This window comes from Arthrobacter rhizosphaerae (assembly GCF_023062595.1).
Taxonomy (GTDB): domain Bacteria; phylum Actinomycetota; class Actinomycetes; order Actinomycetales; family Micrococcaceae; genus Arthrobacter; species Arthrobacter rhizosphaerae.
The window spans coordinates 85,491-93,268 of the sequence record NZ_JALLAN010000019.1; the positions used below are offsets into that span (position 1 = coordinate 85,491).

The window sequence follows — 7,778 nt, forward strand, 5'->3', positions numbered from 1 at the left end:
CTACTTCTTTGCTTCTGGGGTTTCGGCCATGGGGATGCGGACGCCGCGTTCCTTGGCGACATCGAGGGCACGGTCGTAACCGGCGTCTGCGTGGCGGATGACGCCCATGCCGGGGTCGTTGGTGAGGAGCCGTTCAAGCTTTTGGGCTGCGAGGTCGGTGCCGTCGGCCACGGAGACCTGCCCGGCGTGGATGGACCGGCCGATCCCCACGCCGCCGCCGTGGTGCAGCGAGACCCATGTAGCGCCGGAGGCGGTGTTGAGCAGGGCGTTGAGCATGGGCCAGTCAGCGATCGCGTCCGAGCCGTCGGCCATGGCCTCGGTCTCGCGGTACGGGGAAGCAACCGAGCCGGAGTCCAGGTGGTCGCGGCCGATCACAATGGGCGCCTTGACCTTCCCGTCTTTGACGAGCTGGTTGAACAGCAGCCCGGCCTTGGCCCGGTCGCCGTAGCCGAGCCAGCAGATCCGGGCGGGCAGGCCTTCGAACTCGACCCTTTCCTGCGCGGCGTCGATCCAGCGGTGCAGGTGCTTGTTCTCCGGGAAGAGCTCCTTGATCGCCTCATCGGTGACCCGGATGTCCTCCGGATCGCCGGAGAGCGCGACCCAGCGGAACGGGCCCAGGCCCTCGCAGAACAGGGGGCGGATGTAGGCGGGGACGAAGCCGGGGAATTCGAACGCCCGGGAGTAGCCGCCCTTGCGGGCCTCGTCCCGGATGGAGTTGCCGTAGTCGAACACTTCGGCGCCGGCGTCCTGGAATTCCACCATCGCCTGCACGTGGCGGGCCATGGAGGCCTGGGCCTTCTTGGTGAAACCCTCCGGGTCCGCCTCGGCCTCGCGGTGCCACTCCGCAACGGAGATGCCTTCCGGGAGGTAGGACAGCGGATCGTGGGCGGAGGTCTGGTCCGTGACAATATCCACGGTCAGTTCCCCGGCGTTGTGGCGGCGGAGGATCTCCGGGAACACCTCGGCGGCGTTGCCCACGTATCCCACCGACCAGCCGCGACGCTCTTTCTTGGCGGCAAGGACCTTGGCGATGGCGGCGTCGAGATCTGTTTCCACTTCATCGAGGTAGCGTTTGCCGGCCCGGCGGCGCAAGCGGGTCTCGTCGACGTCGACAATCAGGCACGCGCCGTCGTTCAAGGTGACGGCGAGAGGCTGGGCGCCGCCCATGCCTCCGCAGCCGCCGGTCAGCGTCAGGGTGCCCGCGAGGGTGCCGTTCTCGTCCCCGGTCAGCTTCCGGGCGATCGCGGCGAAGGTCTCGAACGTGCCCTGCAGGATGCCCTGCGTTCCGATGTAAATCCAGGAACCCGCAGTCATCTGGCCGTACATCATCAGGCCCTCGGCCTCGAGCCGGCGGAACTCGGGCCAGTTCGCCCAGTCACCCACGAGGTTGGAGTTCGCCAGCAGCACCCGCGGCGCCCACTCGTTAGTGCGGAACACACCCACCGGTTTGCCCGACTGGACCAGCAGCGTCTCATCCGCCTCCATGGTCTCCAACGTGCGGGTGATCGCATCAAACGCAGCCCAGGACCGGACCGCCCGGCCCGTGCCGCCATAGACCACCAGATCATCCGGGCGCTCGGCCACCTCGGGGTCCAAATTGTTCATCAGCATGCGCAGCGGGGCTTCCGTCTGCCAGCTCTTGGCGGTGAGCTCGGTGCCGCGGGCAGCTTTGACCGGGCGGGCACCGGTGGTGAAATCGGCGGTTGCCATGGTGGCTCCTTCAGATGTCAGGTGTGGTTCAACGGATAAGTTCTCCTGTATCTACTAAAGCCTGTCCGCAAGAGGGTTGACAGGGGTTCCAGGCGGGTGGTGTCCGGTATTTCAGACGTCCCCCATTTCCCAACTAGGTAGCAGTAGATGCGGTTTTGAGCGCCCAAAACAGCATGTGCTGCTACCTAGTTGGGTTGAGGGCGTCCGTGGATGCGGATTGAGAGATCGTCCGCCACCTTCTGCACCCGGGCCGCGAGCTCAGGCCACTGATCAGCCGGCAGTTTGTCCTCCAGGAACGTCACAGCCACGGCCGCTGTCGGCCACCCCACATGGTCAGTCACGGCGGCAGCGATGGAACCGAAGCCGGGCGTAACTTCACCGTGTTCGGTGGCATAGCCTCGTTGCCGGACCTGGTCCAGATGCGAGGACAGGGCGGAATACTTCATGATGGCGCCCTCCACCTCGTGGCGCGCAGTGAAGGCGGCAGCGTTCGGGTACAGCGCACGGACCTGCGACTTCGGCAAGGCAGCAAGGATGGCGCGGCCGCTGGCGGTGAGGTGGCTGGGCAGGCGGACGCCAACGTCGGTCACCAGGGAGGGCCTGTTTTTGGCACGCTCCTCCACGATGTACAGCACGTCGCGGCCGTGGAGCACCGCCAGGTGGGCACTCTCCCCCAGTACGTCAACGAGGGATGCCAACATGGGCCGGCCGAGGCGGGAGAGCGGTTCCTGCCGTGAATAGGCCGAGCTCAACTCGAAGGCGCTGATGCCCAGGCCGTAGCGTTGCTCCTCGTGCAGGTGGAGGACGAAACCGTTAGCTTCCATCACACCCAGGAGGTGGTAGACGCTGGAACGTGGCAGTCCCAGTGCGGTGGCAATGTTCGACGCCGCCATCGGCCCACGCTTGGACGCCAACAGTTTGAGGATCCTGAGCGTGTTTTCAGCAGCGGGGACTTTGGAGGCGGCCTTACGCCGGGAGGCCTTGGGGCTGGCTTGAGTGGTGGCGCTGCTCGCTTGCATGGTCCTCTTTGCTCCTGTGTCCGGTATCCCGTACTCAAGGATGCACTAGGGCGAACGTATCGCCAAGGCGGATCAGCACCGTCCGCCCATTGGCGGCTTCGGTCAGCCCCCAGGAAGTTTCAAGCTGCCGGACAACCCTGCAGAGCCTGGTTCACCATGAGAGCCGGCGCTCTTCTGTAGCGTGGAAATCCTCAGAATCCTCGGGGAACAGTCCAATGATGAAATCGGCCGCCGAGCCGACGGGCCATCCGAAGGCAGTGTGCCGTTCGCCGATTCCCCCGCTCATTTTCGGGTGGGGGAACTTCATTGCAGGAACTGGCAGATGGTTCCTGGCCATTGAGACTAATTCTCGCTTCTTCATGATGAGGTCCTTATGCGTTTCAAAGCTTTGCGGACGGGGTGGTGGGAGAGGTGAGCTGTGCAACCACGATCTGAAGCTCTGATATTGTTCAACAATCTGTATTGTTGAACAATCTACTCTCCTTGGTTCTTCGTGACAAGGGCAATTGCCCAGGATGTTTCAGCGCGGAAAGAGTTAAGGAGCGGGGCTCGGGGCCCGGCAAGTGCGGGCAAGGCTGACGGACGGCGTCAGTCTGCAGCGACCTCGCGGGTCTCCCCAAAGGGAACTGAGTCGCAAAGCGCCACGGTGTAGCGGTGAGGGCTGTGCCGCGTGACCAGTACACCTGCCGTGCCTGCAACGACGGCGCTCGGCAGAAGCGCGGCTTCCGCGTCTGAAAGAAGGTTGTGAAGCTGTTCTGCGTCGCCGACGAGCACCTCAACACGGTTGCTCGCCCGGCGGGAAACGCGAGGCTTCATTCGGCCGGTTGAATGCATCACGATCCCGGCTCCTCACGGGTGATCACGACGGCATCAGCCACGCACAACATTTTGCGGCCCATGCCATCGTCGGGCCAGATCCAAACAATCGAGCCGTCATGCATGACGTCGTCGATTATGCCGGCGCCCTTGAAGCCATCTGCTTCAAACAGCACCTTGGTACCAACGGAAAAGCCGTGCGGCTGATCTTTCCTTGCTGCAGCATTGGCAGCTGGGGCTTCATCAAGCTTTCTGACTTCCGGAACCGGCCGTACCTCATCTTTTATCGGCTTGGGCGGCGTCGTCCGCACCAGGCCTCGCCTGACGCGCTTGGTCTTTGAGAGGGAGGAATGAATTGACATTGAATTACCTCGTGTACTGGGGAGTCGGGGAGAGCTGGGGTAAAGGGGGTGCGCCAACCGGCGGATAACCGGCTGCGACAGGACGCGGGACTCGCTCTTCGCACCAGGACTGGGGTCTCCAGCCGGAGCAACTTCTTGACTCCATCGTATCAATTGTCAACAATCTACGATAGACCGGAGCGGTGGTTATTTGGTAGCGCCCCTTCTGAACGAACACTGCAGCCTCAGGCCCACCCGTCATCAGGCCCGGGAATCACGCGCCACAGCCAGCTCAACCGGCCATTGAAGCCGCCATGGGAAGCAGCCATTTTGGAGCAACCAGCGAGGGTCTGGCATCAAAGCCCAAGCGGGAGTAGCGTCGGTTGAAGAATGCGTCGAGCAGGTCCAGCAGCAGGATCCCCGGCAGGTGGGGGCGAAAGTTCGCTGGTGCCAGTCTGTTGAAGGAGCCTGGGATGGCTGGATGGAATGCTGACACGGCGGCTGGCCCACTGGGGGCCACGGTCACTTTGGTAGAGGGATCTTCCTTCTGCATCTCGCTGCCAAACGGAGACATTTTTCCGGAGCATCCCCATGGCGCGTTCTTCCTCGACACCCGTATCCTGTCCGGCTGGCGCCTCACAGTAAACGGCCAGGCCATTGAACCTTTGGCTGCGGAGACGAAGGAGCCATACCGGGCGCTGCTTGCCGGCCGGATTCCCCGCGCGGACGGGTACGCCGACAGCCCGCTCATTGTGGAGCGGCTGCGCGAAGTGGGCGCCGGCATCCAGGAGCAGGTCACAGTTCGCAACTACTCGGTGGAACCCGCTGAATGCCTGATGAGGGTTGAGGTTGAGGCAGATTTTGCCGACCTTTTTGAGGTGAAAGAGGCGCGGATCCAGCGGCGTTGGAAAGAAACCCGGGAGGTCGAGGGAGATACTCTGTCTATCCGCTCTGTCTGGCAGGACATCCGGAAGGGCATTCTGGTCCAGGCTCCTGGAGCCGAGGTCACTCCGGAAGGTTTGGCCTACCGGGTAACCGTGGCACCGCACGGGCAGTGGAGCACAGTCCTCACAGTGGTACCCAGCAGCGAGGCAGCGAGCCCTCCCCCGCCGTCGTTCGTTCATACCGACTCCGAAGGGCTGTCCCCCCGGGACCTGAGGCGGAAGGAGTGGGTGGAGAAGATCCCCGAACTTCACATGACCAACCGCTCTATTGAACGGACCCTGCGGCGCAGCTACGACGATCTGGGCGCCCTCCGCATCGAGGATCCGAACCATCCCGAGCGTGTAGTGGTGGCAGCCGGCGCCCCCTGGTTCATGACGCTGTTTGGCCGTGACTCCCTTTGGGCCTCGATTATGGCCACGGCCGTTGATCCCTCCCTGGCCCTGGGCACGCTGCAAACGCTGGCAGACCGGCAGGGCAGCGTGGTGGATCCCATGAGCGAGGAAGAGCCGGGGAAGATCCTTCACGAGGTCCGGCTCGATGTCTCCAGCGGTTTGTCCCTGGGTGGCAAGTCCGTCTACTACGGAAGTGTGGACGCCACGCCACTGTTCGTCATTGTGATCGGAGTGATCAGCCGGTGGGGATTCGCCCCCGACACCATCGCCGCCCTTCTGCCTCACGCCGACCGTGCGCTCGAGTGGATGGCTGACTACGGGGACAAGGACGGCGACGGCTTCGTCGAGTACCAGCGCCTCAACCCCCAGGGGCTGATCAACCAGGGGTGGAAGGACTCCTGGGACGGCATCAACTTTGCCAACGGCAAGATGGCCGAGGGGCCAATCGCGCTCTGTGAGGTGCAGGCCTATGTCTACGACGCTTATATGGCGCGTTCGTGGCTGGCGTACGACGCCGGCGACGTGACCTTCGCGGCCGAACTCGCCGAAAAGGCGGCACAGTTCAAAAAGCGGTTCAACGAGCAATTCTGGATGCCGGACCGGGGATACTACGCCGTCGCCCTCGATGGCAAGAAGCGCCAGGTCGATGCCTGCGCTTCCAATATGGGGCACTGCCTCTGGCACGGCATCGTGGATGAGGACAAGGCGCCGCTCGTGGTGGAGCGGCTGATGTCCCCGGAAATGTTCAGCGGCTGGGGCATCCGGACATTGGCGAGCGACATGGGCGCTTACAACCCGGCGAGCTACCATAACGGCTCTGTCTGGCCGCACGACAACGCCATCATCCAGGCGGGCCTGTTGCGGTACGGTTTTGTGGCAGAGGCACAGCGGATCTCCACTGCCCTGCTGGAGGCCGCCGACTATTCAGACGGCCGCTTGCCTGAGCTGTTCTGTGGCTTCAGCCGGGAGCAGTTCGCCGAACCCGTGCCCTATCCTACTGCCTGCTCCCCTCAAGCCTGGGCAGCTACAACACCGATTCAACTGGTGACGAGCCTGATGGGATACGACGCCCACGTTTCCCGCGGCGGAGTGTGGCTGGATCCTGTAATTCCGGAATCCTATGGCGACCTCCACATCACCAATGCGCCCATGGCCGGTGGCCGCATCACCATCGACATCGCCAATTCCGTGCCAATAGTCCAGAACCTGCCGGACGGAATGGTGTTCCACCAAGGGCACCGGCCTTGGATGGCCGAACTTGTGGAGCAGGAAGGGCTGCGCCGAAAGGCTTGACTTCCTGCAGGAGCTCAAGTCAGGGTGCGGGGACGAATCCGAGTTGTTTGTCGACGATGTTTTCGAGTGGTTCGCCGTTGCAGAAGCGTTTGAGGTTGTCGACGAAGAGTTGGCCGAGGTCGTCGAGGTAGTCTTCGGTGTCGCCGCTCATGTGTGGGGTGATGATGGTGTTGTCCATGGCCCAGAGCGGGTGTCCGGCGGGGAGTGGTTCGGGGTCGACGACGTCGAGTGCGGCGCCGGCGATCGAGCCGGTGGCCAGTGCGTGGGTGAGGGCGTTGGTGTCTACGAGTTGGCCGCGGCCTACGTTGATGAGCCGGGCTGATGGTTTCATGGCTGCGAGTACTCCGGCGTTTATGAGGCCTGTGGTGTCGGCGGTCAGGGGCGCGGCGAGGACGAGGTAGTCGTAGTCTCCTGCGACGTTGGCGAGGTCCCGGGAGGAGTGGATGACGTCGAAGTCCGCGTCTCCGGGTCGGGTTGTCCGGCCGGCGCCGCTGACGTTCATGCCGACGGCGTGGAACAGGCGGGCGATTTCGCGGCCGATGGAGCCGGTGCCGACCACGAGGGCGCTCTGGCCGTGGATTTTGCGGGTGATGCGGTGCTGCCAGCGTTGTTCCTGCTGGAGCCGGAAGGATCCGTGGGAGTCTTTGGCCATGTCCAGGACGAAGCCGAGGGCGAATTCGGCGATGGCACGGCTGAGCACGCCGCGGGAGTTGGTGTAGATAACGTTGCTGTGGATGAGGTCGTCGAAGAGGAGCTGGCTGACGCCGGCGGCGGAGACGTGGATCCATTCCAGGGTGGACGCGGCGGCCCAGTTCTCCTTGAGCGCGGGTGAGAAGGAGTGCCACTGGTAGAGCACGTCCGCGCCGTCCATGGCCTCGGCGAGTCCGTCGGCTTTGGTGAGCCGGACCTCTGCGAGTTCCTGGACCTCGGCGATGCGTGGCGGGAGCGCTTCGCGGTAGAGGGCGGCGACGACGGGCCGCCTGGCCCCGGTTCCGGGTGTCATGCTGTGGCCGGGGTGAGGGCGTCGATGGCGGTCAGGATGGCTTGGGTGAATTCTGTGGTGGTCGCGGTCCCGCCGATATCGCGGGTGCCGTGGCCTTCGCGCAGGGCTGATTCGAACGCTTTTTGGAGGTGTGCTGCGGCGTCGGGGTGGCCGAGGTGTTCGAGCATCATCGCCCCTGACCAGATCTGCCCGACCGGGTTGGCGAGGTTCTTGCCGGCGATGTCGGGGGCGGAGCCGTGGACTGGTTCGAACAGGGAGG

General features: G+C 63.8%; 8 protein-coding genes. 1 reads left to right on the forward strand and 7 read right to left on the reverse strand.

The window, feature by feature from the left end:
• The 5 genes from hutU to MU551_RS20490 all read right to left on the reverse strand — a co-directional run bounded on the left by hutU (window position 1) and on the right by MU551_RS20490 (window position 3,856).
• Window positions 1–1,710 (reverse strand): urocanate hydratase, encoded by a 1,710-nt coding sequence (gene hutU, locus MU551_RS20470; protein ID WP_247048392.1) that lies wholly within the window; start codon window positions 1,708–1,710, stop codon window positions 1–3.
• A gap of 185 nt (window positions 1,711–1,895) precedes the next feature.
• Window positions 1,896–2,729 carry an IclR family transcriptional regulator gene (locus tag MU551_RS20475; protein ID WP_247048393.1) on the reverse strand — a complete coding sequence of 278 codons (834 nt, stop codon included), beginning with the start codon at window positions 2,727–2,729 and terminating at the stop codon, window positions 1,896–1,898.
• A 151-nt stretch (window positions 2,730–2,880) separates the two neighbouring features.
• Window positions 2,881–3,090, reverse strand: coding sequence for a hypothetical protein (locus MU551_RS20480; protein WP_247048394.1), 210 nt, complete (start codon window positions 3,088–3,090; stop codon window positions 2,881–2,883).
• Between the two features lie 227 nt (window positions 3,091–3,317).
• Complete coding sequence (locus tag MU551_RS20485; protein ID WP_247048406.1) at window positions 3,318–3,563, reverse strand: hypothetical protein; 246 nt, start codon at window positions 3,561–3,563, stop codon at window positions 3,318–3,320.
• Window positions 3,563–3,856 (reverse strand): hypothetical protein, encoded by a 294-nt coding sequence (locus MU551_RS20490; RefSeq protein WP_247048395.1) that lies wholly within the window; start codon window positions 3,854–3,856, stop codon window positions 3,563–3,565. The genes MU551_RS20485 and MU551_RS20490 overlap by 1 nt, the downstream gene beginning before the upstream one ends.
• Before the next feature lie 503 nt (window positions 3,857–4,359).
• On the opposite strand from MU551_RS20490, the gene MU551_RS20495 reads away from it, so the two are divergent.
• Complete coding sequence (locus tag MU551_RS20495; protein WP_247048396.1) at window positions 4,360–6,516, forward strand: amylo-alpha-1,6-glucosidase; 2,157 nt, start codon at window positions 4,360–4,362, stop codon at window positions 6,514–6,516.
• Window positions 6,517–6,535: 19 nt separating this feature from the next.
• Here MU551_RS20495 and MU551_RS20500 read toward each other — a convergent pair whose 3' ends face one another.
• Window positions 6,536–7,519 (reverse strand): D-2-hydroxyacid dehydrogenase, encoded by a 984-nt coding sequence (locus MU551_RS20500; protein WP_247048397.1) that lies wholly within the window; start codon window positions 7,517–7,519, stop codon window positions 6,536–6,538.
• Window positions 7,516–7,778: isocitrate/isopropylmalate family dehydrogenase (locus MU551_RS20505; RefSeq protein WP_247048398.1), on the reverse strand; the 263-nt coding region annotated here is incomplete at its 5' end. The genes MU551_RS20505 and MU551_RS20500, both read right to left, overlap by 4 nt.

Excerpts from the sequence above, each read along its gene's own strand:
- hutU (WP_247048392.1), bottom strand. The coding sequence starts at position 1,710 with ATGGCAACCGCCGATTTCACCACCGGTGCCCGCCCGGTCAAAGCTGCC.
- MU551_RS20475 (WP_247048393.1), bottom strand. The coding sequence starts at position 2,729 with ATGCAAGCGAGCAGCGCCACCACTCAAGCCAGCCCCAAGGCCTCCCGG.
- MU551_RS20480 (WP_247048394.1), bottom strand. The coding sequence starts at position 3,090 with ATGAAGAAGCGAGAATTAGTCTCAATGGCCAGGAACCATCTGCCAGTT.
- MU551_RS20485 (WP_247048406.1), bottom strand. The coding sequence starts at position 3,563 with ATGCATTCAACCGGCCGAATGAAGCCTCGCGTTTCCCGCCGGGCGAGC.
- MU551_RS20495 (WP_247048396.1), top strand. The coding sequence starts at position 4,360 with ATGGCTGGATGGAATGCTGACACGGCGGCTGGCCCACTGGGGGCCACG.
- MU551_RS20500 (WP_247048397.1), bottom strand. The coding sequence starts at position 7,519 with ATGACACCCGGAACCGGGGCCAGGCGGCCCGTCGTCGCCGCCCTCTAC.